The following is a 25,328-nucleotide window of genomic DNA, read 5'->3' as shown; positions in this document are numbered from 1 at the left end:
GGTGGTTCAACACAACAGCGGCGGTTCGCCACCTCTGTAACGATCAAAGATTTGCGGAGTACGTCATGGCCATCGCCGTTCCCCTGAACGAGGGCGCCAGCCCCACCTTGAAGCAGAAGCTCAAGCGCGCCGAGCGGGTCAACCGCTGGAAGGCCCAGGCGCTGATTGCGCCGCTGGTGCTGTTCCTGCTGCTGGTGTTTCTGGTGCCGATCGTGGCGCTGCTCTATAAAAGCGTCGGCAACCCGGAAGTGGTCGGCGGCATGCCGCGCACGGTCACTGCCATCGCCAGTTGGGACGGCCGCGGCCTGCCTGCCGAGCCGGTGTACAAGGCGGCCAGCGAAGACCTCGCCGAAGCACGCAAAAACCAGACGCTGGGTGATCTGTCCAAGCGCTTGAACATGGAGTTGGCCGGCTATCGCAGCCTGCTGACCAAAACCGCCCGGGCGCTGCCGTTCGCCAGCGAACCGGCCTCCTATAAAGAAGCCCTGGAAGCGCTCGACGAGCGTTGGGGCGACCCGGCCTACTGGCAAGCGGTGAGACGCAACACCAGCAGTATCACTCCGTACTACCTGCTGGCGGCAGTCGATCACCGCATCGACGACCTCGGCGAACTGGCCCCGGCCACCCCGGATCAGGCGATCTACCTCGACATCTTCGCCCGTACCTTCTGGATGGGCCTGGTCATCACTGTGATCTGCCTGTTGCTCGCCTATCCACTGGCCTACCTGCTGGCGAACCTGCCTTCGCGGCAGAGCAACCTGTTGATGATTCTGGTGCTGCTGCCGTTCTGGACCTCGATTCTGGTGCGGGTCGCGGCTTGGATCGTGCTGCTGCAATCCGGCGGCCTGATCAACAGCGCGCTGCTGGCCATGGGCATCATCGATAAACCGCTGGAACTGGTGTTCAACCGCACCGGCGTGTACATCTCGATGGTGCACATCCTGCTGCCGTTCATGATTCTGCCGATCTACAGCGTGATGAAGGGCATCTCGCCAACCTACATGCGCGCGGCGATTTCTCTCGGCTGTCATCCGTTCGCCAGTTTCTGGCGCGTGTACTTCCCGCAGACCTACGCCGGTGTCGGCGCCGGCTGCCTGTTGGTGTTCATCCTCGCCATCGGCTACTACATCACGCCGGCGCTGCTCGGCAGCCCGAACGACCAAATGGTCAGCTACTTCGTCGCTTTCTACACCAACACCAGCATCAACTGGGGCATGGCCACCGCGCTCGGCGGTCTGCTGTTGCTGGCGACCGTGGTGCTTTATCTGATCTACAGCTGGCTGGTCGGCGCCAGTCGCCTGCGCCTGAGCTAAGGGGAATTTGCGATGCTGAGTCCTTACATGTCGCCCATCGAACGGGTGTGGTTCTACAGCCTGCGGATCCTCTGCGGCCTGATCCTGTTGTTCCTGATCCTGCCGGTGCTGGTGATCGTGCCTCTGTCGTTCAACTCGGGAAGTTTCCTGGTATATCCGCTGCAGGGCTTCTCGCTGCAGTGGTACCACGACTTCTTTGCTTCGGCGGAATGGATGCGTGCGCTGAAGAACAGCATTATCGTCGCCCCGGCCGCGACCGTGCTGGCGATGATCTTCGGCACGCTGGCGGCGATCGGCCTGACCTGGGGCGACTTCCCCGGCAAATCGCTGGTGATGGCGCTGGTGATTTCGCCGATGGTGGTGCCGGTGGTGATCATCGGTGTGGCGAGCTATCTGTTCTTCGCGCCGCTGGGGCTGGGCAACAGCTTCTTCTCGTTGATCGTGGTGCACGCGGTGCTGGGTGTGCCGTTTGTGATCATCACCGTGTCGGCGACGTTGCAGGGCTTCAATCACAATCTGGTACGCGCGGCGGCCAGCCTGGGGGCGTCGCCGCTTACCGCGTTCCGCCGGGTGACCTTGCCGCTGATTGCGCCCGGGGTGATTTCCGGGGCGCTGTTTGCCTTTGCGACGTCGTTTGACGAGGTGGTGGTGACGCTGTTTCTCGCAGGGCCTGAGCAGGCGACGTTGCCACGGCAGATGTTCAGCGGGATTCGCGAGAACCTCAGCCCGACGATTGCGGCGGCGGCGACGTTGCTGATCGCCTTCTCCGTCATCCTGCTGCTGACCCTGGAATGGTTGCGCGGGCGTAGCGAGAAACTGCGCACCGCTCAGATCTAAAATCAAGATCAAAAGCTTACCCCCTTACCCCAGCCCTCTCCCCCAAGGGGGCTAGGGGGAAGGGAGCAGATCTTCGTGGCTTTCGCGGCCGGAGTTCGACTCGGTAATTCAGGTCGATGTACTTCGAGAGTACAACTCGGTCAGTCCCCTCTCCCTCCGGGAGAGGGTTAGGGTGAGGGGCTCTTGATCTTTTACCGGTCAACCATTCACCACCTGAATAGCAGACAACCCCAAATCCCCAGCTAATCTTGTGCCCAGCTCCCACATCTATAAGAGGCTGCGCACCATGAGTCTGTCCCAGTTCAAAATCGCTCACAAACTGATCACCGGCGCCGCAGCCATCGAGCAACTGGCGGCGGAGCTCACGCGCCTTGATGTCGACAACCCACTGATCGTCACTGACGCGGCGCTGGTCAAATCCGGCACCGTCGAGCTGGCGCTGGCACAACTCGGCGGGCGCGACTACGAGATTTTCGACCGGGTGCTGCCCGACCCGGAAATCGCCATCGTCGAAGACTGCATGCGCGCCTACCGTGAGGGCGGGCATGACGGTTTGATCGGCCTCGGCGGAGGCAGCGCCATCGACATCGCCAAGAGCGTCGCCGCCTACGCCGGTTATCACGGCGCGCTGGAAGACCTGTTCGGCGTTGATCAGGTGCCGCGCAAGGGCCCGCCGCTGATCGCCATCCCGACCACCGCTGGCACCGGTTCCGAAGTCACCAACGTGGCGATCCTTTCCGACAAGGTCGCGCAGTTGAAGAAAGGCATCGTCAGCGACTATCTGTTGCCGGATGTGGCGCTGGTCAGTCCGCAAATGACCCTGACCTGTCCGCGCAGTGTCACCGCCGCCAGCGGCGTCGATGCAATGGTGCACGCCATCGAATCCTATCTGTCGGTGAACGCCTCGCCGATCACCGACTCCCTCGCCATTGGCGCGATCAAACTGATCGCCGGCGCCTTGCCCAAGGCCTACGCCAACGGCGCCAACCTGCAAGCGCGCGAAGACATGGCCACCGCCAGCCTGATGGCCGGCATGGCGTTCGGCAATGCCGGGGTCGGCGCGGTGCATGCGCTGGCGTATCCGCTGGGCGGGCGTTTCAATATTGCTCACGGCGTCAGCAACGCCTTGTTGCTGCCCTATGTGATGACCTGGAACAAAATGGCCTGTGTCGAACGCATGCAAGATATTGCCGAAGCCATGGGCGTGAAGACCGCTCATCTGAGTGCCAGCGAAGCAGCGGACAAAGCCGTGCAGGCCATGAGCGATTTGTGCGCGGCGGTGGAAATTCCAGCCGGGTTGCGCAGTTTCGGCGTGCCGGAAGAAGCGATCCCGGCCATGGCCGTAGAGGCCGCCGGCATTGAGCGACTGATGCGCAACAACCCGCGCCAACTCAGCGCCGGCGACATCGAGAAGATCTATCGCGCGGCCTACTGAGTTGCGGTCGCTTGGGGCTCATGGCGCAACCCAATCATCGCGGTCCCGGTGCGCGCGTGGAAACTTGAGGTATACAATGCGCGCCATCGTGATTTAGCTCAGCACAGGTGCGTCATGCAGCCCTTCGTAATTGCTCCGTCGATCCTCTCCGCCGACTTCGCCCGCCTCGGCGAGGAAGTGGACAACGTTCTCGCCGCCGGCGCCGACTTCGTCCATTTCGACGTCATGGACAACCACTACGTGCCGAACCTGACGATCGGCCCGATGGTTTGCGCAGCACTGCGCAAGTACGGCGTCACCGCGCCGATCGACGCGCACCTGATGGTCAGCCCGGTGGACCGCATCGTTGGCGACTTCATCGAAGCCGGCGCGACCTACATCACCTTCCACCCGGAAGCCACGCTGCACGTTGATCGCTCGTTGCAACTGATCCGTGAAGGCGGTTGCAAATCCGGCCTGGTGTTCAACCCGGCGACCCCGCTGGACGTGCTCAAGTACGTGATCGACAAGGTCGACATGGTCCTGCTGATGAGCGTCAACCCGGGCTTCGGCGGGCAGAAGTTCATTCCCGGCACCCTCGACAAACTGCGTGAAGCGCGGGCGATCATCGACGCTTCGGGGCGCGATATCCGTCTGGAAATCGACGGCGGCGTCAACGTCAACAACATCCGCGAAATCGCCGCCGCCGGCGCTGACACCTTTGTCGCCGGCTCGGCGATTTTCAATGCGCCGAACTATCAGGAAGTCATCGACAAGATGCGTTCCGAACTGGCACTGGCGCGCCCATGAGCGGTTTTGAGCAGCTGTTCCCGGGGCAATTGCCACGGTTGGTGATGTTCGATCTGGATGGCACGCTGATCGATTCGGTTCCCGACCTGGCAGCGGCGGTGGACACCATGCTGCTCTCCCTCGGCCGTCCGCCGGCGGGTATCGAGGCGGTACGCGAATGGGTCGGCAACGGCGCGCCGGTGCTGGTGCGTCGGGCCTTGGCGGGTGGCATTGATCATTCGGCGGTGGATGACGCCGAAGCCGAGCGCGCATTGGAAATTTTCATGGAGGCGTACGGCGCCAGCCATGAGCTGACCGTGGTCTATCCCGGTGTGCGCGACACGCTCAAGTGGCTGCACAAGCAAGGCGTGGCCATGGCGTTGATCACCAACAAGCCCGAGCGGTTCGTCGCGCCGCTGCTCGATCAGATGAAGATCGGCCGCTACTTCAAGTGGATCATCGGCGGCGATACCCTGCCGCAGAAGAAACCTGACCCGGCGGCGCTGTTTTTCGTGATGAAAATGGCCAACATTCCGGCCTCGCAATCGTTGTTCGTCGGCGACTCGCGCAGCGATGTGCAGGCGGCGAAAGCGGCGGGGGTCAAATGTGTGGCGCTCAGTTACGGCTACAACCATGGCCGGCCGATTGCCGAGGAATCCCCGGCTCTGGTGATCGACGATTTGCGCAAGCTAATTCCCGGTTGCCTGGATCTGGCCGGTGGGATAACGTTGCCCGACGCTGTTCAACCCCCTTCTGGAAACGCCATCGTGGTGGTCACCCGCAAACTCTGGATGAAAGTCATCAAGGCCCTGGCCCGCTGGCGTTGGCGCGCCTGACTGATTCTGGCCGGCCCTGCCGGCGCGTTTGCCTGACTGACTGATTGCACCTCACACCACGAGGCACCTTATGAATCGCGAAGAATTCCTGCGTCTGGCCGCTGACGGCTATAACCGCATCCCGCTGGCCTGCGAAACCCTGGCCGACTTCGACACGCCGCTGTCGATCTACCTGAAACTGGCTGACCAGCCCAACTCCTACCTGCTCGAATCGGTGCAGGGCGGCGAGAAGTGGGGCCGTTACTCGATCATCGGCCTGCCGTGCCGCACCGTGCTGCGGGTGCACGACCATCACGTCAGCATCACTGTTGATGGCGTCGAGACTGAAAGCCACGATGTTGAAGATCCGCTGGCCTTCGTCGAAGCCTTCAAGGCGCGCTACAACGTGCCGACCATCGCCGGTCTGCCGCGTTTCAACGGTGGCCTGGTCGGTTACTTCGGTTACGACTGCGTGCGCTATGTCGAGAAGCGTCTGGGCAAGTGTCCGAACCCGGATCCGTTGGGCGTGCCGGACATTCTGCTGATGGTGTCCGACGCCGTCGTGGTGTTCGACAACCTGGCCGGCAAGATGCACGCGATTGTCCTTGCCGACCCTGCCCAGGCCGATGCCTTCGAGCAAGGCCAGGCGCGTTTGCAGGAGTTGCTCGAGCAACTGCGTCAGCCGATCACCCCGCGTCGTGGCCTGGATTTCAGCAAACAGCAATCGGCCGATCCGGTGTTCCGTTCGAGCTTCACTCAGGACGATTACGAAAAAGCCGTCGACACCATCAAGGAATACATCCTTGCCGGCGACTGCATGCAGGTCGTGCCGTCGCAGCGTATGTCGATCGACTTCAAGGCTGCGCCGATCGATCTGTACCGCGCCCTGCGCTGCTTCAATCCGACTCCGTATATGTACTTCTTCAACTTCGGCGATTTCCATGTCGTCGGCAGTTCGCCGGAAGTGCTGGTGCGCGTTGAAGACAACCTGATCACCGTGCGCCCGATTGCCGGCACGCGTCCACGCGGTGCGACTGAAGAAGCCGATGTGGCGCTGGAGCAGGATCTGCTCTCGGATGACAAGGAGATCGCCGAGCACTTGATGCTGATCGATCTGGGCCGCAACGACACCGGGCGCGTCTCGGAAATCGGTTCGGTGAAGCTCACCGAGAAAATGGTCATCGAGCGTTATTCCAACGTCATGCACATCGTCTCCAACGTCACCGGCCAGTTGAAGTCGGGCCTGACGGCCATGGACGCACTGCGGGCGATTCTGCCGGCGGGGACTTTGTCCGGCGCGCCGAAAATTCGCGCGATGGAAATCATCGACGAACTCGAGCCGGTCAAGCGTGGGGTATATGGCGGCGCGGTCGGTTACTTTGCCTGGAACGGCAACATGGACACCGCCATTGCCATTCGTACCGCTGTGATCAAGAACGGCGAGCTGCATGTGCAGGCCGGTGGCGGCATCGTCGCCGACTCGGTGCCGGCGCTGGAATGGGAAGAAACCCTGAACAAACGCCGCGCGATGTTCCGCGCCGTGGCCCTGGCCGAGCAGACCCCGGAAATTTGAGCCACGCAATTTCCCATGTGGGAGCGAGCCTGCTCGCGAAGAGGTGTGTCAGTCACCGTTGATGTTGACTGACCCGGCGCTTTCGCGAGCAGGCTCGCTCCCACATTGGGTTTTGTATTGAGGCATAAAAAAAGCGGCGCCCCGACAGGCGCCGCTTTTTTTGCATCTACGACTCAGAAATCCAGCACAACCCCGACATTCAGTCCCTGCTGTTTGAAGTCATCATCCTTGCGGAAGGTATACCCCCCACGCAGCGCCAGGTCCGCCGTCAGCTTGTGACTGACGCCAAGGCTCAAGCGGTTCAGATGGCTCGCCGGTGTATAGCCTTCAAGGGTGAAGTCATTGGCCGGCAGGGTATTGAGGGCGATGTTGACCTTCTGCACGTCATCTTCGTATTCACGCTCATGCGCGTATTCGCCGTACACCTGCGTTTGCGCGGTGAAGTTGTACTTGCCCTGAATGCCCAGGCCCAGACGTTTCGAATCGCGGCTCTGGTCATCGAAGGTCAACGCCGTGGCGCGATTGCTCTTTTCCGAGTAACCGTCGACATCGACACTGGCGTAATCGGCGCTGACAAATGGCGACAGGTGCCATTGGCTGCCGGGTTGGGCAATGTCATAACCGAGGCGCGTGCTGAACGCCCACAGGCTGCCGTCGGTATCGCCTTTCTCCGCACCCTCGCTGGCGCCGAGGTCGAACTTGCGCTTGAGATTGTCGTAGTCGAGTTTGCCGCCGGTCAGCGCGGCGTCGGCCCACCAGCGATTCTGCTGGAACTGGGCGAACGCGGTGGCCATGTAGCTGTTGAGTTTGTAGTCGGAGTCGTTGTGGCCGGCCTCGAGATTCTGCCGGTACAAACCGGCCGCCACGCCCACGCGCCAGGCTTCGTTCAGGCGATAGCTGCCGCCGACGTTGAGGTTGTAACCGCTGCCATCGGCACTGGCGCCGCTGCTCTGGCTGTCGACATCCAGATGCTGTCCGCCCGCCGAGACGATAGCGCGCCATTGGCCGACCGCTTGCCAGTTTTCCCAATCCGCCTGCCATTGGTTACGCAATTCATCCTGATGCGCACGCACAGTGCCGTGGGCCATTTCCGGCAACAGGCTCAGTTCCCACGGCGCTGCCAGTAGAGAGTAGGCGTAATCGGCGATGAGTTTCTGCCCGGATTCGGTCGGGTGCACGCCATCGTTGTAGATCAGCTTGGTCGGATCCGGCGTGGCACTGTTGATCCCGTAGCGGGCGTTTTCCGCGCAGCCACTGCCACTGAAGCAGGTCGCGGTGAGGTTCTGGTCAGTGGCCAGACCGAAGCGCCCCGGGTCGGCGAAGACTTCCGAGAGCAGCACCGGAATGTTCAGCGGAATGACTTCGGCGTTGATGCCTTGCAGGCGCGTCACCAACTGGCTGTTGAACTGGTTGGCGAGGGTGCTGCTGAACGCTTGCAGCGGCGTGCCATTGATGGCAGGTGTCAGGCCCACGTCGGGCAGCAGCCAGACCATCACGTATTTGGCGCCGGCGCTCTGCAGAGTCTGCACGCTGTCGGCCAGCCGATCGGCAGCGGCGTTGGCTTGGGGCAGGCTGAGAATGCGGCCCTGGAGGAAGTCGTTGCCGCCACCGGAAATGTAATACAGCGCATTCGGGTCGGCGCGAAAACCGTTCGACGGCAGGTAACCGGCGCGGGTGCGTTCGCCGGTGGCCGATTGGGTGGTGATCGAGTCGAGAATCTGGTCAGTGCGATAGCCGCCGACCGCCCAGTTGTTGCCGTCGGGCTGGCCGTTTGCCGCGCGCACCGCGGAGCTGGACGAGGCAGTCTGGTCGGCGGAAAAGCCCAGGCGACCGCCAAGCAACTGTGTGGAATTCAATGAATAAACTTCGCCGCTGCCATCCCGATATACCGGCCCGGTGCGGTTGGTGTAGCGCTCGGTGGAGCCCGCCGGGCCGCCCGTGTCGGCGAAGGTGCCGGCGTCGTTGAGGCTGTCGCCGAATACGATGAAGCTCGAATAAGGGTTGGGTGCTGCGTTGGCCTGGGCGCAGGCGAGTGCGAGCAAGCAGCCGGCCAGCGGTACAAACAACGTTTGTCTGATCATGAGCAAGTCCGTTTATTTATTGTTGTAGGTGAACGAAACGACAGTACCAAAAACGTTCGGCGTTTTGCCATCGGTCGCGAATCCTTCTGCCGTTTCATAACCCGCAGGCCCCGCCATATTGCACGCTCCGCCCAGCTAAGTTACTGTGCCGGAACGTATGAACGAGACCTTCCCCGTGTTGATCACCAGCAAACTTCTGGATCAAGTCATCAAGGCACACGCCCGCTGGCGTTGGCGCGCCTGAATCTTCTCTGCCGGCCCCGCCGGATCTGTATCGCTTTGCCTTCCTTGTCTGTTTGAAATGCCGCTGTGCTGGCGCTCTCTGCGCGTCCGACATCGTGTAGCGCCCTGCGGGCAAGTCATCTGAAGGCTGTCATCAAGTCAGAATTCAAGAGGTTCGAAACGCCATGTTGCTGATGATCGACAACTACGACTCCTTTACCTACAACGTTGTGCAATACCTCGGCGAGCTGGGTGCCGAAGTCAAAGTGGTGCGCAACGACGAACTGACCATTGCCGAAATCGAGGCGCTAAATCCCGAGCGCATCGTGGTTTCCCCCGGGCCGTGCACGCCCACCGAGGCGGGCGTTTCCATTGACGCGATCAAGCACTTCGCCGGCAAACTGCCGATCCTCGGCGTGTGCCTGGGCCACCAGTCCATCGGCCAGGCCTTCGGCGGTGATGTGGTGCGTGCCCGCCAGGTCATGCACGGTAAGACTAGCCCGGTATTCCACGAGGACAAGGGCGTGTTTGCCGGCCTCAATCATCCGCTCACCGTTACCCGCTATCACTCGCTGATCGTCAAGCACGAGAGCCTGCCCGATTGCCTGGAGCTGACCGCGTGGACCCAACACGCCGACGGCTCGGTCGACGAAATCATGGGCCTGCGTCACAAGACCCTGAACATCGAGGGCGTACAGTTCCACCCCGAGTCGATCCTCACCGAGCAGGGTCATGAACTGTTTGCCAATTTCCTCAAACAAACCGGCGGCACGCGCTAAGGACTTCCCATGAATATCAAGACAGCCCTGAGCCGTATCGTCGATCACCTCGACCTCAGTACCGATGAAATGCGCGATGTGATGCGCGAAATCATGACCGGCCAGTGCACCGAAGCGCAGATCGGCGCGTTCATGATGGCCATGCGCATGAAGAGCGAGAGCATCGACGAGATCGTCGGCGCCGTGTCGGTGATGCGTGAGCTGGCCGATCAGGTCGAGCTGAAAACCCTCGACGGCGTGGTCGATGTGGTCGGCACCGGCGGTGACGGTGCGAACATCTTCAACGTCTCGACCGCGTCTTCCTTTGTTGTTGCAGCGGCCGGTTGCACCGTGGCCAAGCATGGCAACCGCGCAGTCTCCGGCAAGAGCGGCAGCGCCGATCTGCTGGAGGCTGCCGGCATTTACCTGAACCTCACCCCGGTACAGGTCGCGCGCTGCATCGACAACGTCGGTATCGGTTTCATGTTTGCCCAGACTCACCACAAAGCGATGAAGTACGCCGCCGGCCCGCGCCGCGAACTCGGCCTGCGCACGCTGTTCAACATGCTCGGCCCGCTTACGAATCCGGCCGGTGTGAAACATCAAGTGGTAGGCGTGTTTACTCAGGCGCTGTGCCGGCCATTGGCCGAAGTCTTGCAGCGACTGGGCAGCAAACACGTGCTGGTGGTCCATTCGAAGGACGGTCTGGATGAATTCAGCCTCGCCGCGCCGACCTTTGTCGCCGAACTGAAAAACAACGAAATCACTGAGTATTGGGTCGAACCGGAAGACCTCGGCATGAAGAGCCAGAGTCTGCACGGCCTCTCGGTCGAGGGCCCGGAAGCATCGCTGGCGCTGATCCGCGATGCCCTCGGCAAGCGCAAAACCGAAAACGGCCAGAAAGCGGCCGAGATGATTGTGCTCAATGCCGGTGCGGCGCTGTATGCCGCCGACCTGGCAAGCAGTCTGAAACAAGGTGTGGAGCTGGCGCACGACGCGCTGCACACCGGCCTCGCTCGGGAAAAACTCGAGGAGCTGGGTGCCTTTACCGCGGTATTCAAAGTGGAGAATGAAGGATGAGTGTACCGACGGTTCTGGAAAACATTCTGGCGCGCAAGGTTGAGGAAGTCGCCGAGCGCAGCGCTCGGGTCAGCCTGAGCGAGCTGGAAGGTCTGGCCAAGGCGGCCGATGCACCCCGTGGTTTTGCCCAGGCATTGCTGGCGCAAGCGAAGAAGAAACAGCCGGCAGTGATTGCTGAAATCAAAAAGGCCTCGCCGAGCAAAGGCGTGATCCGCGAAGACTTCGTGCCGGCCGACATCGCCAAGAGCTACGAAAAGGGCGGGGCGACTTGCCTGTCGGTGCTGACCGACATCGATTACTTCCAGGGCGCCGATGCGTATCTGCAACAGGCACGCGCTGCGTGCAAGCTGCCGGTGATCCGCAAGGACTTCATGATCGATCCGTACCAGATCGTTGAAGCCCGCGCGCTTGGCGCCGATTGCGTGCTCCTGATCGTCTCCGCGCTCGACGACGTGAAAATGGCCGAACTGGCCGCCGTGGCCAAAGGCGTCGGTCTCGACGTCTTGGTGGAAGTGCACGACGGTGACGAACTGGAGCGCGCGCTGAAGACCCTCGACACGCCGCTTGTTGGCGTCAACAACCGCAACCTGCACACCTTTGACGTTAGCCTGGAAACCACTCTCGACCTGCTGCCACGCATCCCGCGCGATCGCCTGGTGATTACCGAGAGCGGTATCCTCAATCGGGCCGACGTCGAGCTGATGGAAATCAGCGATGTGTATTCGTTCCTGGTCGGCGAAGCGTTCATGCGCGCGGAAAACCCGGGCGTTGAATTGCAGCGCTTGTTCTTCCCGGAGCGGGGCGGTCCAGTCGTCAGCGGTTCGACCCTCGACTGACCGAGTCGCCCCCATTCGCGAGCAGGCTCGCTCCCATAGGGAAATGCATTCCAGTGTGGGAGCGAGCCTGCTCGCGAAGAGGCGCTAAATTCCGCTAAAGAGATTCAATCTGCCGGAGCCCCCCATGTCGCTGCCAACCCCCCTGACCATCGAATCCGGCCTGCAAGCCGAACAGGACTTGTTGGCCTCGGTCTGCGCCGGCGACGCCGAATTCGGTCTGCTGTTCTGGCAACCCACCGACCGCGCGCTGGTCATGCCGCGCCGCCTCAACCGTCTCCCGCAATTTGCCCACGCCTGCGAAGTCTCCGCTGCCGCCGGCTGGCCGGTGCTGCTGCGAGAAACCGGCGGCGAGCCGGTGCCGCAATCTGCTGCAACCATCAACATTGCTCTGGTCTATGCCCCGCCTCGCAGCGAAGGCGACTTGAACCGCATCGAAACCGGCTATCGTCGCCTGTGCGATCCGATCTGTCAGTTGCTGGATGAGTTGGGTGGCACATCGTCGGTGGGGGAAATCGACGGTGCATTCTGCGATGGCCGCTTCAACGTCAATCTCGACGGCCGCAAGATGGTCGGCACCGCCCAGCGCTGGCGTCAGAGCCAGGGCGGACAACGTCCGGTGGGTCTGGTGCACGGGGCGATGCTGATGGATGACGAGCGCGAGTCGATGGTCGCCGCGGTCAATCGCTTCAATGAAGCCTGCGGGCTGGAGCAACGGGTGAGGGCGCAAAGCCACATCGCCTTGCATGAGAAATTCAACGCGCCACAAGCGCTGGCGCGTCTCGATGAGCTGTTTCGTTTGATGCTGGCGCAGATCTACAGCGCCTGATTTGCAGGCTCAGCGTGTCCCGAAGACCACCATGGTCTTGCCCTTCACGTCGACCAGGTTGCGTTCTTCAAGATCCTTGAGCACGCGGCCGACCATCTCTCGCGAACAACCGACGATCCGACCGATTTCCTGGCGGGTGACTTTGATCTGCATGCCATCCGGGTGCGTCATGGCGTCCGGCTGTTTGCACAGTTCCAGCAGGCACCGAGCGACTCGACCGGTGACGTCGAAAAACGCCAGGTCGCCGACTTTGCGCGTGGTATTGCGCAGGCGTTGTGCGATTTGTCCGCTGAGTGCGTAAAGAATGTCTGGGTCCTGCTGCGACAGTTCGCGGAACTTGGCGTAACTGATTTCCGCGGTTTCGCATTCGACCTTGGCCCGCACCCAGGCGCTGCGTTCCTGTTCGTGGCCGGCTTGTTCGAACAGGCCCAGTTCGCCGAAGAAATCCCCGGCGTTCAGGTAGGCGATGATCATCTCGCGACCATCGTCGTCTTCGATGAGGATGGTGACCGAGCCCTTGATGATGAAGTACAGCGTGTCCGAGCGATCGCCGGCGCAGATGATGTTGCTCTTTGCCGCATGACGCCGGCGCTGGCAATGCATCAGCAGCTTGTCGATGTTCTTGATTTTGGGTGTGGGGGTAATAGCAACCATGGTTGTATCCCGAAAAGACTGCACGGTGATGTTTGAGTTTTTATGAGGCGCTGAAGGCGGTCGCTACAGGGCTGACGAATGGGCGCCAGCGAATTGGCGCCAGCTTACCAGACACTTCGTCGAAAATTCGAGAAATTACCTACAGCCAGACAGCATCCGTCCTAGGACGTCGTTCCTGCCGGGACAAAGCCCTGTGCTAAGCTGGCGACCCTTTTTTTACAGTGGAGTCTGGGCGATGAAGGCACGCATCCAATGGGCTGGCGAAGCCATGTTTCTCGGCGAATCGGGCAGCGGTCATGTTGTGGTGATGGACGGCCCGCCGGACGCCGGTGGTCGTAACCTCGGGGTTCGCCCGATGGAGATGCTCTTGCTGGGTGTCGGCGGGTGCAGCAACTTCGACGTGGTCAGCATCCTGAAGAAGTCGCGACAGGCCGTCGAAAGCTGCGAAGCCTTCCTCGACGCCGAGCGCGCGACTGAAGATCCCAAGGTCTTTACCAAGATTCACATGCACTTCGTAGTCAAGGGCCGGGGCCTGAAAGAAGCCCAGGTCAAGCGCGCCATCGAGCTGTCGGCCGAGAAGTATTGCTCCGCGTCGATCATGCTCGGCGCGGCTGGCGTGGCGATTACCCACGACTATGAAATCGTTGAACTCGGTTGAACCGACATTCAACTATCATAAAAGCAGTGCAGACTCTGGCGATCCCCCGCTGACGTCTGCATAATGCGCCACTTTTTTCAGGGCAGTGATCGGTCAGCCGACAGGTCATCCGCCTGAACAGATAACCAAAATCGCCATCGCGAAGAGGTGTTAACCGTCCTACGCAGGTGCGTTGTTCGCACTTGACGGGCATGCTTGATCACGCGGCCGCGCCGCATACATAGAGAGTTTTTAACGGTGAAAAGCAAACTCAAGCTCCACGGGTTCAATAACCTGACAAAGACCTTGAGCTTCAACATCTATGACATCTGCTATGCGGAAACCCCGCAAGACCAGCAGGCTTACGTCGAGTACATCAATCAAGAGTACAACGCGAAACGCCTGACGCAGATTCTCACAGAAGTTGTCGAGATCATTGGTGCCAACATCCTGAACATCGCCAGTCAGGACTATGAACCCCAGGGCGCCAGCGTCACGATTCTGATTTCGGAAGAGCCGGTAACCCCGACTGACAGCCAGATCGAAGAATCGCCGGGCCCGTTGCCCGAAATCATTCTGGCCCACCTCGACAAGAGCCACATCACGGTGCACACCTACCCGGAAATCCATCCGGACGATGGTATTGCGACCTTCCGTGTGGATATCGACGTGTCGACCTGTGGTGTCATTTCACCGCTCAAAGCGCTCAACTTCCTCATTCACCAGTTCGATTCGGACATCGTGACCGTGGATTATCGTGTGCGCGGCTTCACCCGTGACGTTGAGGGCAACAAGCACTTCATCGACCACGAAATCAACTCGATCCAGAACTACCTCTCCGAAGACACCCGCGACGCGTACCAGATGACCGACGTGAACGTGTACCAGGAAAACCTGTTCCACACCAAGATGCTGTTGAAGAACTTCGAACTGGACAACTACCTGTTCGGCGACGCCACCAGCAATCTTTCGCCCGAGCAACGTGCCCAGGTGACCGACCGTGTGAAGCACGAAATGCTGGAAATCTTCTACGCGCGCAACATGCCGACCTAAGATTCCCCGACACAAAAAAGGCGACTCCCTCACGGCAGTCGCCTTTTTTATTGCTGCAATACGGAGCCCTGTAAGAGTGAGTCTGCTCGCGATGAGGCCATCAGCATCGACCCAGATCTCAAATCCGATAGGTACTCTTGGTCATCACTTTCGCCAACAGACTCATCCCGAACTTCACCGGCGCCGGAAAACGAAACCCGCCCGCATCCAAAGCACTTTCCGCGTGATGTTCTTCATCGATGCGCATCTGCTCGAGAATCGCCCGGGACTTCTCGTCCTCGGCCGGCAATTGCTCCAGATGCTCATTCAGGTGCTTGCACACCTGATGCTCGGTCGCCGCTACGAAACCAAGACTGACCTTGTCGCTGATCAGTCCAGCGACCGCGCCGATGCCGAACGACATGCCGTAAAACAGTGGATTCAGCACGCTGGTGTGGCTACCCAGTTGGTGAATGCGCTGCTCGCACCAGACCAGATGATCGATCTCTTCTTCAGCCGCGTGCTCCATGGCTTGGCGTACTTGCGGCAACTTGGCGGTCAGCGCTTGGCCCTGGTACAGCGCCTGGGCGCAGACTTCACCGGTGTGGTTGATGCGCATCAGACCGGCGACGTGGCGGGTGTCTTCGTCGCTCATCTGCGTGTCCGGCTGCAGAATCGCTGGCGATGGACGGTACGGCTGGCCACTGAAGGGCAACAGCGTGCGCATCGCGGCATCGGCTTGCAGCAGAAGACGGTCTATGGGCGAGTAGTGACGTTGGGTAGTCATGCTGACCTCCGGGAAGAATCTCGGCGGCCAGTTTAACCGAATCGGCCGGCGAGGGTTTGCGCTGGGTCATTGGCTGCTGATTTTGCTCTTTGTGGGAGCGAGCCTGCTCGCGAAAGCGGATTATCGGATACTGAAGTGTTGAATGTATCGACGCCTTCGCGAGCAGGCTCGCTTCCACAGTCGGTTGTCGCCAATCAGCCCGGCGGCCAGTTCATCTGACGCTGCCCCAGCACGTGCATATGAATGTGATAGACAGTCTGCCCGCCAAGTTCATTGCAGTTCATCACCACGCGGAAGCCCTCTTCGCAACCCAGTTCCAGCGCCAGACGCTGCGCAGTGAACAGGATGTGCCCGGCCAGCGCCTTGTCGTCTTCGGTCAGGTCATTGAGCGTGCGCACCGGTTTTTTCGGGATTACCAGAAAGTGCACCGGAGCCTGTGGGGCGATGTCGTGGAAGGCCAGAACCTGGTCGTCCTCGTAAATGATATTGGCCGGGATTTCCCGGTTGATGATCTTGGTGAACAGAGTATCCACTGCTGTTTCTCCGTTGAGTTGGGCTGAATCGAGTGTACCGCTTCGAAGTCGTCTTCCTAGCGGGGGCAGTAAGCTTTGTTGACCATGCCGACAATCGTCCGGTTAAGCCAGCGCGAACCCAGCCGCGGCAGGAACGCCAGCCAGCGGTTGCGTCGTCCCGGAATGATGATTGCGCGATTTTTATCCAGTGCACGCACGGCATGCAGCGCGACCTCTTCCGGACTCATCAGCGAGTTGCTGCTTTCGATCTTTTCGCTGCTCATTTGTGCGGTACGGAAGAACGGCGTACGTGTCGGGCCAGGGCACAGCACCGAGACTTTCACGCCGCTTTGTTTGAGCTCGACGCGCAGGGCTTCGGAAAAGTGCAGCACGTAGGCTTTGCTGGCGTAGTAAGTGCTCATCCATGGGCCGGGGCTGTAAGCGGCCACCGAGGCGACGTTCAGAATCTGCCCGCCACCCAGTAGCGCCATGCTGTTGCCGACCGCATGGCAAAGGCGGGTGAGGGCCAGGATGTTGACCTCGATGAGGTCCTGTTCGGTCATCCAGTCCTGCGCGAGAAACGGGCCGCACGTGCCGATACCGGCGCAGTTGACCAGCAGATCGATCTGCCGGTCACCTTCTTCGAGCTCCAGCAAAAAGCCGGACAGGCGCAACGGTTCGCCGAGGTCGCAGGCACGAAACAACACTTCGACATCGAAGCGCTGGGTCAGCTCGATGGCGATACTTTCCAGCTGATCACGCTGTCGTGCCACCAGAATCAGGCTGCGGCCGCGCCGGGCCAGCGCTTCGGCCATGGCCAGGCCGATGCCGCTAGAGGCGCCAGTGATCAGAGCGTAACGGGTCATGCAGTTCTCCATCGCAACAGCTCCGCGCCGGCGACGCGGTTGTCACGGCGAGGAGCGCTGTTCATTCTTGCGCAGAGTCTACAGGGGCCTGCGCCGGTTCGGCTGCCTCGTCGGCGGAAATCGCTGGCGGTTCGACGACCTCAACTTCGTCGGTGGTCACCGAGCCGCTGTCATAACTGCTTTCCAGATTGCTTTCGTACTCCTCTTGCACAGCGGAGAAGCCACCAAGGAGGCCGCCGGCAAAAATCAGCGCGAAGAACACGATCCACAATGAGCACAGCACTTTGACCGCTGTGCTGTTGGGTGGCGGCGGCGGGCCATAGCGGTTGGCGCCGGTATTGCCGGGGACGACCATGATCACCAGTGGGAAGAAGCTGCCCACGAACGGCACCAGATTCAGCAACCACAGCCAGCCTGACCAGCCGATATCGTGCAGGCGCTGAACGCTGAACAGAATGCTGACGATCATGAAGCCAATAAACAGGAAGACGGCCAGAATCCCGCCGAAAATCAGGCCGGTTGTCGAGTCGCCGCTGACCAGTCCCAACGCGATCAAGGCGAACACGCCGACGATGGGCAGGGCCACCAGACTCAAGACCATGGTCCAGGCCAGAAAGCGCAGGCGACCGATCCGGCCTTCGACACTGAATGGCTTGAGCGTGGCGAACGCTGGCAGGCTTTCTCCGACGTTGGCGCGTGGCGGGGCGTAAGGTGAGTCCGGTTCGGCCACCGCTACAGGGTTATCGTGGACATCTGCCAGACTCAGCTCAATGGCAGTTTCCGCTTCGATCCGCGCATCGATCCCGGTTTTGCTCAACGCTTGCAGATACGTCTGGGCATCGCTGTGGGATAAATCCCGTTTGAGGGCGACGGCGCGGCCACTGAACAGGCGCTCGATGGCGGCCACATCGCTTTTGAACAGATCCGCCAGATTCAGTTTGGCAGTAGTGAGGTCGACGCCGGGTTGCAGCGCGCCGTCGAAGACGATCTTGTAACGGGGTTCGCTCATGGCCGAGGCATCCTTGTCGCGATTGGGTTTGCAGGTATCAAGTCGAGGCCAGCCTGATAGTGACTGGCCGGGTATCTCTCAGCGCGGCCAGCGTTGTGGCAGCTGTGCAGCGCGCGTTTGGGCTTGACGATATTCCGCGTCCAGCCGCGCAATCAACTGGTCCACGCTTGGCAGATCGTCAATCTGACCAACACCCTGGCCCGCCGACCACACGGTCTTCCAGGCTTTGGCCTCATCATTGATCGGCTTGAGCTTGTCGCCGAAATTCACCTCACCCTTGCCTTGTAGCGCTGCCATGTCGAAACCGGCCGCTTCCAGACTCTGGCGCATGAAGCTGGCCGGCACTCCCGACACCGCTGGAGTATGAATGATGTCGGCAGCCTTGGCTGTCAGCAGCATGTCTTTGTAGGCGTCAGGCGCGTGACTTTCGGTGGTGCCGATAAATCGCGTACCGAAGTAGGCCAAATCCGCGCCGAGCAGCTGCGCGGCGAGAATCTCATGGCCGTGGTTCAAACATCCTGCAAGCAACAGCGTCTTGTCGAAAAACTCGCGGATTTCGGCAATCAGCGCAAACGGACTCCAGGTGCCGGCATGCCCACCGGCACCGGCTGCGACGGCAATCAGTCCGTCGACCCCGGCTTCAGCGGCTTTCTCGGCATGGCGCCGCGTGGTCACGTCGTGAAACACCAGGCCGCCATAGCTGTGCACCGCGTCGACCAGTTCCTTCACCGCGCCTAGGCTGGTGATGACAATCGGTACCTTGTGCTCGACGCAGATGTCCAGATCCGCCTGCAGGCGCGGGTTGCTGTGGTGAACAATCAGGTTCACGGCATAAGGGGCCGGATTATCCAGCGTCGCCAGGCCCGCCTCGATCTGTTCCAGCCAGGCCTTGAATCCGCTGCTCTCGCGCTGGTTCAGCGCCGGAAAGCTGCCGACCACGCCATTGCGGCAGCAGGCGAGCACCAGCTCCGGATTGGAAATCAGAAACATCGGCGCCGCCACGACGGGCAGACGCAGGCGTTGTTCGAGCAGAGCGGGCAGCGACATTGAGAACACCCCGAAGATCTGTATTGATTGAAGTTAGAACGGCTTGACCACGACCAGAATTACGATAGCCAGCAATATCAGAACCGGCACTTCATTGAACCAGCGATAAAAGACATGGCTGCGGCTGTTTTCGCCACGGGCAAAACGTTTTACCTGTGCGCCGCACATGTGGTGGTAGCCGATCAGCAATACGACCAGGGTCAGCTTGGCGTGGATCCAGCCGCCCTGGCTGAAGAGTGACGGGTTGAGGTAGATCAGCCAGCCACCGAAGATCAGCGTGGCGATCATCGCCGGGCCCATGATGCCGCGATACAGCTTGCGCTCCATGACGCTGAAGCGTTCCTGGCTGATCGTGTCTGCACTTTGTGCGTGGTAAACGAACAGGCGCGGCAAGTAGAACAGCCCGGCAAACCAGCAGACGACGCTGACGATGTGAAACGCTTTAAGCCATAGATAGAGCATTTTTGGTTATTCCCTCATTCACGGTAGCCAGATAGTAGAGGCTTGAGCGCCCGCGCGTCACCTTGGCGGTTGTCGCAGGCGCGCGCGGCCCCTATTATCGACGGCTTTCCAGTGGGTTCGTTGAGGGCAGGTTTATGGTCAAGGTCGGTATCGTCGGCGGCACGGGTTACACCGGTGTCGAACTGCTGCGTCTGTTGGCACAGCATCCGCAGGCAGAAGTGGTCGTCATCACTTCCCGATCCGAGGCCGGTCTGGCCGTGGCTGACATGTACCCGAACCTGCGCGGCCACTACGACGGCCTGGCGTTCAGCGTGCCGGACGTGAAAACCCTCGGCGCCTGCGATGTGGTGTTCTTCGCCACGCCACACGGTGTGGCTCACGCCTTGGCAGGCGAGCTGCTGGCGGCGGGCACCAAGGTCATTGATCTGTCGGCCGACTTCCGTCTGCAAGACGCTGATGAATGGGCCAAGTGGTACGGCCAGCCGCACGGCGCGCCAGAACTGCTGGACGAAGCTGTCTACGGTTTGCCGGAAGTCAATCGCGAGCAGATCAAGAAAGCGCGCCTGATCGCGGTGCCGGGTTGCTACCCAACCGCTACGCAACTGGGCTTCCTGCCATTGCTTGAAGCAGGGCTGGCCGACGCTTCGCGCCTGATCGCCGACTGCAAATCCGGCGTCAGCGGTGCCGGGCGTGGCGCGGCTGTAGGTTCTTTGTACTCCGAGACGTCGGAAAGCATGAAGGCCTATGCGGTAAAAGGTCATCGCCACCTGCCGGAAATTTGCCAGGGTCTGCGTCGCGCGGCGGGCAAGGATGTCGGCCTGACCTTCGTACCGCACCTGACGCCGATGATTCGCGGTATTCATTCCACGCTCTATGCGACCGTGGTCGATCGCTCGGTGGATCTGCAGGCGCTGTTCGAAAAGCGCTACGCCAACGAACCGTTCGTCGATGTAATGCCAGCCGGTAGCCACCCGGAAACCCGCAGCGTGCGCGGCGCCAACGTCTGCCGCATTGCTGTGCATCGTCCGCAGGATGGCGATCTGGTGGTGGTACTTTCGGTGATCGACAATCTCGTCAAGGGCGCCTCGGGCCAGGCGGTGCAGAACATGAACATCCTGTTCGGACTGGACGAGCGCTTTGGCCTGTCCCACGCCGGCATGCTTCCTTAAAAGCAGCTACGGGCTTCAAGCCACCAGCTACAAGAGATCAGCGGCAGGCTTGAAGCTCAGCGCTCGAAGCTTGCCGCTGCTCCTCTAATAGTTGACCAATTTTCTAGGACAAGCGGATAATGCGCGTCATCACGCATTATGGCGGCGTAACGCCGGGAGATAGTCAGCATGAGCGTCGAATCCTTCACCCCCACGGCTTTGCAATTCACTCAAGGTGCTGCGCACAAGGTGAAGAGCCTGGTCGATGAAGAGGGGAATGATCGCTTGAAGCTGCGCGTATTCGTTACGGGTGGCGGTTGTTCTGGGTTTCAATACGGTTTCACCTTCGATGAAGACGTGGCCGATGACGACACCATCGTCGAGCGCGAAGGCGTGAGCCTGGTGGTCGATCCGATGAGCTTCCAGTACCTGGCCGGTGCCGAGGTGGATTATCAGGAAGGTCTGGAAGGTTCGCGCTTCGTGATCAAGAACCCGAATGCCACAACGACATGTGGTTGCGGATCGTCGTTCTCGATCTGATCGCACTTCACCGCACACAACAAAACGCCGCAGAGCCTTTCGGTTCTGCGGCGTTTTGTTGTGTGCGGAGATTATGCCGGGTAGATAGCGCCGAGTACGCGCAGACCGCGAGCACCGGTGACGCTTGGCCGGTTGGCGGCAATCCCTTCCAGGCAGCAATGAGCGAGCCACGCGAAGGCCATGGCTTCCACCCAATCCGGATCGACGCCGTGAGTTGCGGTGCTGGCGACCTTAGTGTTCGGCAGTAGATCCGCCAGTCGTTTCATCAGTGTGGCGTTATGTGCGCCGCCGCCACAGACCAGCAGTTCCTGCGTGTTCGATTGAGCACTTTGCAGCGACTCGACGATGGTCAGCGCCGTCAGTTCGAGCAGCGTGGCCTGAACGTCTTCGGCCGCAAAGCTCGGCAGGCCTGAAAGATGCTGTTCCAGCCAAGGCAGATTGAACACTTCACGGCCGGTACTCTTCGGGCCTTTGGTCACGAAGAACGGGTCGCTGAGCAGTGCTTTGAGCAGGCTTGGCTGAACCGTACCGGTCGCAGCCCACTGCCCGCCCCGGTCATAGTTTTCGCCGCGTTGCCGGTGAATCCAGGCGTCCATCAGAACATTTCCCGGGCCGCAGTCGAAACCGGCTACAGGTTTGCTTGGCTCAATCAGGCTGAGATTGCTGAATCCGCCTACATTCAAGACTGCCTGGTTACCGGTACGCTCTTCAAACAAAGCTTCGTGAAACGCTGGCACCAGAGGTGCACCCTGGCCGCCCGCCGCAACATCGCGGCTGCGGAAATCACTGACGACGGTAATGCCGGTCAACTCTGTCAGCAGGGCTGGGTTACCGATCTGCACGGTGAAGCCGCGTGCCGGTTCATGGCGAATGGTCTGACCGTGGCTGCCGATAGCGCGGATGGCATCGGGTTGGAGCTGTTGTTGAGCGAGGAGGGCATGAATACCTGAGGCTGCGAGCTCGACCCAGTGTTGCTGGGCAATCGCCGAACGGGCGATCTCGTCGGGGCCGCTGGCGCACAAGCCAAGCAGCTCGGCGCGCAGGGAATCAGGCATTGGCAGGTAGTGGGTGGCGATCAGTTTGATCGCCGAGGTCTGTTCGATCAGGGCGATGTCCAGCCCGTCGAGACTGGTTCCGGACATCACACCGATATACAGGGCCATCGCTTAGCGCTTGCTCGAAGCCAGCATGGTGGCCTTCTCTTGATCCATGCGCGCCATCAGCGGCTGGCTCTGCGCCAGGAAACGCGCGCGCTCGGACTTGGCGATCGGATCGGCCATTGGCAGCTTCTGGCCCAGCGGATCGACGTGAACGCCGTTTACCTGGAATTCGTAATGCAAATGTGGGCCAGTAGAAAGGCCGGTGGTACCGATGTAGCCAATGACTTGACCCTGCTTGACGGTACCGCCGGTTTTCACGCCTTTGGCGAAACCCTGCATGTGGCCGTACAGCGTGCGGTAGGTGTTGCCATGCTGAATGATCACGGTATTGCCGTAACCGCCACGACGGCCGGCCAGTAATACTTTGCCGTCACCGGCAGCCTTGATCGGCGTGCCCCGTGGAGCTGCGTAATCAACACCTTTGTGGGCGCGGATCTTGTTGAGAATCGGGTGCTTGCGGCCCATGGAGAACTTCGAGCTGATGCGGGCGAAGTCAACCGGCGTCCGGATGAAAGCCTTGCGCATGCTGTTGCCATCGGCGGTGTAATAGCTGCTGTTGCCTTGTTTGTTGGTGTAGCGAACGGCGGTGTAGGTCTTGCCACGGTTGGTGAAGCGCGCGGAAAGGATCGGGCCGGTGCCGACTGCCTTGCCGTTGATGACTTTCTGCTCGTAGATCACATCGAATTCGTCACCCTGACGGATGTCCTGAGCAAAGTCGACGTCATAGCCGAAGACGCTGGCCATATCCATCGTCAGGCTGTGAGAGAGGCCGGCGCGCGCAGCGGACTGCGAAAGCGAGCTGTTGATGACGCCATGAACGTAGGCAGTGCGAACCGTTGGCTTGGCGGTGACACGGTTGAACGAATAGCCCTTATCGTTCTTGGTCAGGGTAATGGTTTCAACGTCGCTGACCTTGCTGTGCAAGCTGGTCAACTGTCCTTCCGGACTCAGTTCGAATTCGAGTTTCTGACCGCGCTTGAGCTGGCTGAACTGTTTGGCCTGCTTGTCGCTTGCCAGTACTTCGTGCACAGAGGCTGCAGGCAGACCGACCTTTTCAAACAGGGTAGACAGTGTATCGCCTTTGGAAACCACGACCTCGCGGTGACCAGGCTCTTTTGATTTCTCAGCAGCCGCAACAGGCACCGGCGCGGTTTCAGCTGTTTGCGCGGCATTTTCGTCGCTGTTTTCGATTTGTGCGAACGGGGAAGCTGCGGGTTCGTTTGTGGCTTGAGCTGCATCGGCAGCGTCTTGATCTTGTGGCAGTTGTTCAGCAGGACTTTCCAGTTCAAGACTCAGAGTCGTCTTTTTGGCTTCAACATCGCTGGAGGGAAATACCAGCAACGCCAGACTGAGAAGGGCGGCGATTCCACTTGCGGCGAGCAGGTGGGTCTTCGGGTAAAGCGGGGGCGCTTTAGACGGTTCTGTGGTCATAGGTAATTTTTGACTTTGAAATAGATGAATTGGAAAAGATGAATGACATGATGAAGATGAAATAACTGTATAAAATATAACCAAATCATCTCTGAAGCAAGTCCACAGACCTCGGGCCTGTGGATTGCTGTCCGTGCGCCGGGCAAAACTTGTAATTGGTGCGCGTTCTTGTATGGTTGGTTCCCTTTGAATCTGAGCCTTGCGGGTCTGTTATGAAGTCGGTTGAAGAGCAGCTAGCGCTGATTAAACGTGGTGCGGAAGAACTGTTGGTCGAGTCCGAGCTGGTCGAGAAGCTCAAGCGCGGCCAACCGCTGCGTATCAAGGCTGGTTTCGACCCTACCGCTCCGGATCTGCATCTGGGTCATACCGTGCTTATTAATAAGCTGCGTCAGTTCCAGGAGCTGGGGCATCAGGTGATCTTCCTTATTGGTGACTTCACCGGGATGATCGGCGACCCGAGTGGCAAGAGCGCAACGCGCCCGCCGCTGACGCGCGAACAGGTTCTCGAGAATGCCGAAACCTACAAGACTCAGGTTTTCAAAATTCTTGATCCGGCGAAAACCGAAGTTGCCTTCAACTCCACCTGGATGGACAAGATGGGTCCGGCGGATTTCATTCGTCTGACGTCGCAATACACTGTCGCCCGCATGCTCGAGCGCGATGACTTCGACAAGCGCTACACCACCAATCAGCCAATCGCTATTCACGAGTTCCTCTATCCGCTGGTGCAGGGCTACGACTCGGTCGCACTGCGCGCGGATGTCGAACTGGGCGGTACCGATCAGAAATTCAATTTGCTGATGGGGCGTGAACTGCAGCGTGGGTATGGTCAGGAGGCTCAGTGCATTCTGACCATGCCTTTGCTGGAAGGTCTGGATGGCGTGAAGAAGATGTCCAAGTCGCTGGGCAACTACGTCGGTATCCAGGAAGCGCCGGGCGTCATGTACAGCAAGCTGGTTTCCATTCCGGATGCGCTGATGTGGCGTTACTTTGAATTGCTGAGCTTCCGGTCCATGGATGAGATCGATGCATTCAGGGCTGACGTTGAAGCTGGTGCGAACCCGCGTGACATCAAGATCAAGCTGGCTGAAGAGATTGTTGCGCGTTTCCATGGTGAAGAAGCTGCAGCGAATGCTCATCGTGGGGCTGGCAATCGCATGAAGGATGGCGAGCTTCCGGACGATTTGCCTGAGATCGAACTGGCTTCGGCTGAGGACATGCCGATCGCTGCCGTTCTTAATAAGGCAGGCCTGGTGAAGAACTCGGCAGCAGCGCGTGATCTGTTGGCGGCTGGCGGAGTGCGCGTTGATGGTGAGGTGGTTGATCGCTCCTTTATATATGTAGTGGGCGCGACTCACGTTTGCCAGGCCGGTAAGAAGGCTTTTGCGCGTATCACGCTGAAATCTGAATAAAGTTGGAATTAGGGGTTGACGGCGAATTCCAGAGGTCTATAATTCGCCCCACTTCCGGCGCAGTCGAAACGGAAAACTCCTTGAGAT

General features: G+C 60.0%; 25 protein-coding genes. 15 read left to right on the top strand and 10 right to left on the bottom strand.

What is annotated here, in order from left to right; genetic code table 11:
- Nucleotides 1-65 precede the first annotated feature (65 nt).
- From QRN33_RS18065 to trpE, 6 genes are all read left to right on the top strand, one after another.
- Nucleotides 66-1,313, top strand: coding sequence for an ABC transporter permease (locus tag QRN33_RS18065; RefSeq protein ID WP_285409465.1), 1,248 nt, complete (start codon nt 66-68; stop codon nt 1,311-1,313).
- Nucleotides 1,314-1,325: 12 nt separating this feature from the next.
- On the top strand, nt 1,326-2,150 hold the full coding sequence (locus tag QRN33_RS18060; RefSeq protein ID WP_285409464.1) for an ABC transporter permease: 825 nt from the start codon (nt 1,326-1,328) through the stop codon (nt 2,148-2,150).
- A gap of 286 nt (nt 2,151-2,436) precedes the next feature.
- Nucleotides 2,437-3,585: an iron-containing alcohol dehydrogenase gene (locus QRN33_RS18055; RefSeq protein WP_285409463.1), complete on the top strand. Its 1,149-nt coding sequence runs from the start codon at nt 2,437-2,439 to the stop codon at nt 3,583-3,585.
- A gap of 114 nt (nt 3,586-3,699) precedes the next feature.
- Entirely contained in the window at nt 3,700-4,374 is a 675-nt protein-coding gene (gene rpe, locus QRN33_RS18050) for a ribulose-phosphate 3-epimerase (protein ID WP_007918813.1), read from the top strand.
- Complete coding sequence (locus QRN33_RS18045; protein WP_041476686.1) at nt 4,371-5,189, top strand: phosphoglycolate phosphatase; 819 nt, start codon at nt 4,371-4,373, stop codon at nt 5,187-5,189. Before rpe ends, QRN33_RS18045 begins: the two co-directional genes overlap by 4 nt.
- Before the next feature lie 70 nt (nt 5,190-5,259).
- Nucleotides 5,260-6,741: an anthranilate synthase component I gene (gene trpE, locus QRN33_RS18040; protein WP_285409462.1), complete on the top strand. Its 1,482-nt coding sequence runs from the start codon at nt 5,260-5,262 to the stop codon at nt 6,739-6,741.
- A 173-nt stretch (nt 6,742-6,914) separates the two neighbouring features.
- Here the strand turns inward: trpE and estP are convergent, their stop codons facing one another.
- The gene (gene estP, locus QRN33_RS18035) at nt 6,915-8,822 is read right to left on the bottom strand and encodes an esterase EstP (RefSeq protein ID WP_285409461.1); all 1,908 of its coding nucleotides are present in this window, start codon (nt 8,820-8,822) and stop codon (nt 6,915-6,917) included.
- A gap of 407 nt (nt 8,823-9,229) precedes the next feature.
- Here estP and QRN33_RS18030 point away from each other — a divergent pair, with 407 nt between their 5' ends.
- The 4 genes from QRN33_RS18030 (at nt 9,230) to QRN33_RS18015 (ending at nt 12,544) form a co-directional block, all read left to right on the top strand.
- On the top strand, nt 9,230-9,823 hold the full coding sequence (locus tag QRN33_RS18030) for an aminodeoxychorismate/anthranilate synthase component II (protein ID WP_285409460.1): 594 nt from the start codon (nt 9,230-9,232) through the stop codon (nt 9,821-9,823).
- 9 nt (nt 9,824-9,832) lie between these two features.
- The gene (gene trpD, locus QRN33_RS18025; protein WP_064365388.1) at nt 9,833-10,882 is read left to right on the top strand and encodes an anthranilate phosphoribosyltransferase; all 1,050 of its coding nucleotides are present in this window, start codon (nt 9,833-9,835) and stop codon (nt 10,880-10,882) included.
- On the top strand, nt 10,879-11,718 hold the full coding sequence (trpC, locus tag QRN33_RS18020; protein ID WP_064365387.1) for an indole-3-glycerol phosphate synthase TrpC: 840 nt from the start codon (nt 10,879-10,881) through the stop codon (nt 11,716-11,718). Before trpD ends, trpC begins: the two co-directional genes overlap by 4 nt.
- Nucleotides 11,719-11,842: 124 nt before the next feature.
- Nucleotides 11,843-12,544, top strand: coding sequence for a lipoate--protein ligase family protein (locus QRN33_RS18015; RefSeq protein ID WP_083353683.1), 702 nt, complete (start codon nt 11,843-11,845; stop codon nt 12,542-12,544).
- 9 nt (nt 12,545-12,553) lie between these two features.
- Here the strand turns inward: QRN33_RS18015 and crp are convergent, their stop codons facing one another.
- A complete protein-coding gene (gene crp / locus QRN33_RS18010) occupies nt 12,554-13,198 on the bottom strand; it encodes a cAMP-activated global transcriptional regulator CRP (protein ID WP_042610435.1) in 645 nt (214 codons plus the stop codon).
- Between the two features lie 235 nt (nt 13,199-13,433).
- Between crp and QRN33_RS18005 the strand changes: the two genes are divergently transcribed.
- Nucleotides 13,434-13,856: an OsmC family protein gene (locus tag QRN33_RS18005; protein WP_016772921.1), complete on the top strand. Its 423-nt coding sequence runs from the start codon at nt 13,434-13,436 to the stop codon at nt 13,854-13,856.
- A 237-nt stretch (nt 13,857-14,093) separates the two neighbouring features.
- Nucleotides 14,094-14,888, top strand: coding sequence for an adenosylmethionine decarboxylase (gene speD, locus QRN33_RS18000; RefSeq protein ID WP_024014530.1), 795 nt, complete (start codon nt 14,094-14,096; stop codon nt 14,886-14,888).
- Between the two features lie 118 nt (nt 14,889-15,006).
- On the opposite strand, the gene coq7 is transcribed toward speD, so the two are convergent.
- From coq7 to hemJ, 6 genes are all read right to left on the bottom strand, one after another.
- The gene (coq7, locus tag QRN33_RS17995) at nt 15,007-15,654 is read right to left on the bottom strand and encodes a 2-polyprenyl-3-methyl-6-methoxy-1,4-benzoquinone monooxygenase (RefSeq protein WP_064365385.1); all 648 of its coding nucleotides are present in this window, start codon (nt 15,652-15,654) and stop codon (nt 15,007-15,009) included.
- Between the two features lie 194 nt (nt 15,655-15,848).
- Entirely contained in the window at nt 15,849-16,187 is a 339-nt protein-coding gene (locus tag QRN33_RS17990; protein WP_016772924.1) for a histidine triad nucleotide-binding protein, read from the bottom strand.
- Between the two features lie 56 nt (nt 16,188-16,243).
- The gene (locus tag QRN33_RS17985; protein WP_042610440.1) at nt 16,244-17,032 is read right to left on the bottom strand and encodes an SDR family NAD(P)-dependent oxidoreductase; all 789 of its coding nucleotides are present in this window, start codon (nt 17,030-17,032) and stop codon (nt 16,244-16,246) included.
- Nucleotides 17,033-17,093: 61 nt separating this feature from the next.
- Nucleotides 17,094-18,041, bottom strand: coding sequence for a DUF805 domain-containing protein (locus QRN33_RS17980; protein WP_281925395.1), 948 nt, complete (start codon nt 18,039-18,041; stop codon nt 17,094-17,096).
- Between the two features lie 78 nt (nt 18,042-18,119).
- On the bottom strand, nt 18,120-19,088 hold the full coding sequence (locus tag QRN33_RS17975; protein WP_065616570.1) for an NAD(P)H-dependent flavin oxidoreductase: 969 nt from the start codon (nt 19,086-19,088) through the stop codon (nt 18,120-18,122).
- A 33-nt stretch (nt 19,089-19,121) separates the two neighbouring features.
- A complete protein-coding gene (hemJ, locus tag QRN33_RS17970; RefSeq protein WP_123417910.1) occupies nt 19,122-19,550 on the bottom strand; it encodes a protoporphyrinogen oxidase HemJ in 429 nt (142 codons plus the stop codon).
- 134 nt (nt 19,551-19,684) lie between these two features.
- On the opposite strand from hemJ, the gene argC reads away from it, so the two are divergent.
- Both argC and erpA read left to right on the top strand, forming a co-directional pair.
- Nucleotides 19,685-20,719, top strand: coding sequence for an N-acetyl-gamma-glutamyl-phosphate reductase (argC, locus tag QRN33_RS17965; RefSeq protein ID WP_123417911.1), 1,035 nt, complete (start codon nt 19,685-19,687; stop codon nt 20,717-20,719).
- Nucleotides 20,720-20,887: 168 nt separating this feature from the next.
- The gene (gene erpA / locus QRN33_RS17960; protein ID WP_007918905.1) at nt 20,888-21,238 is read left to right on the top strand and encodes an iron-sulfur cluster insertion protein ErpA; all 351 of its coding nucleotides are present in this window, start codon (nt 20,888-20,890) and stop codon (nt 21,236-21,238) included.
- A gap of 71 nt (nt 21,239-21,309) precedes the next feature.
- Here the strand turns inward: erpA and QRN33_RS17955 are convergent, their stop codons facing one another.
- Nucleotides 21,310-22,401, bottom strand: coding sequence for an anhydro-N-acetylmuramic acid kinase (locus QRN33_RS17955; protein ID WP_285409459.1), 1,092 nt, complete (start codon nt 22,399-22,401; stop codon nt 21,310-21,312).
- 3 nt (nt 22,402-22,404) lie between these two features.
- Nucleotides 22,405-23,829 carry a peptidoglycan DD-metalloendopeptidase family protein gene (locus tag QRN33_RS17950; RefSeq protein ID WP_285409533.1) on the bottom strand — a complete coding sequence of 475 codons (1,425 nt, stop codon included), beginning with the start codon at nt 23,827-23,829 and terminating at the stop codon, nt 22,405-22,407.
- Between the two features lie 212 nt (nt 23,830-24,041).
- Between QRN33_RS17950 and tyrS the strand changes: the two genes are divergently transcribed.
- On the top strand, nt 24,042-25,241 hold the full coding sequence (tyrS, locus tag QRN33_RS17945; RefSeq protein ID WP_042610446.1) for a tyrosine--tRNA ligase: 1,200 nt from the start codon (nt 24,042-24,044) through the stop codon (nt 25,239-25,241).
- The last annotated feature ends 87 nt before the right edge of the window (nt 25,242-25,328 follow it).

It is taken from the genome of Pseudomonas sp. FR229a, assembly GCF_030209115.1.
In the GTDB taxonomy this organism is placed as follows: Bacteria; Pseudomonadota; Gammaproteobacteria; order Pseudomonadales; family Pseudomonadaceae; genus Aquipseudomonas; species Aquipseudomonas moraviensis_A.
The sequence above is the reverse complement of the archived record's forward strand: the minus strand, read 5'-3'. Positions and strand labels throughout refer to the sequence as shown.